Source organism: Cyclobacterium qasimii M12-11B, from assembly GCF_000427295.1.
Taxonomy (GTDB): domain Bacteria; phylum Bacteroidota; class Bacteroidia; order Cytophagales; family Cyclobacteriaceae; genus Cyclobacterium; species Cyclobacterium qasimii.
This window is the reverse complement of sequence record NZ_ATNM01000094.1, coordinates 1-768: the sequence shown is the minus strand read 5'-3', so window position 1 is coordinate 768 and position 768 is coordinate 1. Positions and strand designations below refer to the sequence as shown.

General features: G+C 36.1%; 2 protein-coding genes. One reads left to right on the top strand and one right to left on the bottom strand.

Going from position 1 to position 768, the window contains the following annotated elements:
- Positions 1-134, bottom strand: a 134-nt coding sequence (locus ADICYQ_RS30235) for a response regulator aspartate phosphatase (protein WP_498366130.1), incomplete at its 3' end; no start/stop codon positions are given.
- A gap of 390 nt (positions 135-524) precedes the next feature.
- Between ADICYQ_RS30235 and ADICYQ_RS27645 the strand changes: the two genes are divergently transcribed.
- The coding region (locus ADICYQ_RS27645) for a hypothetical protein (protein WP_040415549.1) at positions 525-768 on the top strand (244 nt) is incomplete at its 3' end.

The following is a 768-nucleotide window of genomic DNA, read 5'->3' as shown; positions in this document are numbered from 1 at the left end:
TTTTCTTCCATAACATCAATCATTTGTTCAACTTCCGCTTTTACCTTTTCAGCGTTTCTAACATCGAATCGATTTATGTACATGTGCCACTCATTTATCTTTAGCCCTACATTCGCAGATGGAATAACTTCCATTCCGAGTAACTCCTCCCCTAATTTAATACTTTTTTTGTAAATGGTAGCACAGAAAAAGCTGTAAAAATCGGGGTTGCGGACGCCGAACCTTAAATTTTCGGTAAGCCGAAAGCAAAATATTTTAAATTTTCAAAAGCGATTAGGATTATTTTTACACAAAAGCATCCTTACTCATGAAAAATAGCCCTTTCGTTTCATTTTTTCAAAACAAAAATTTTCTCTTGAAAACAAAGATGTGAATAAATCCATTTTAAAGCTCGATACAGCGTTTTTTAAACCCCCTCTATAACCTTTTACTCTATTTTAAAATTAAAACCTCTCAGAAACGAATCTGGGCATCCTCAGAGCTATTTCTCATTATCTATTAACCTCACAAACAAAAAAGACGGATTGCTAAAAAGCATCCATCCCTTTTATCCAGCTATCTATTTTTTACGTGGGCCACTGGTAGCGCCACCTCATGCTAGTATTATGACAAAAACGCCGGAGGAATCAAAATTGAAAATCGAAACGCTCGATGAAGCACAAAAGAAAATGCAGGAGTTGCTTTCTGATCCAAAACTAAATCTCCCACAACACTTCCCAGAACGAAGCCCTGAAGGAATTGTCTTACTCGACAAAACAACAAATTGCA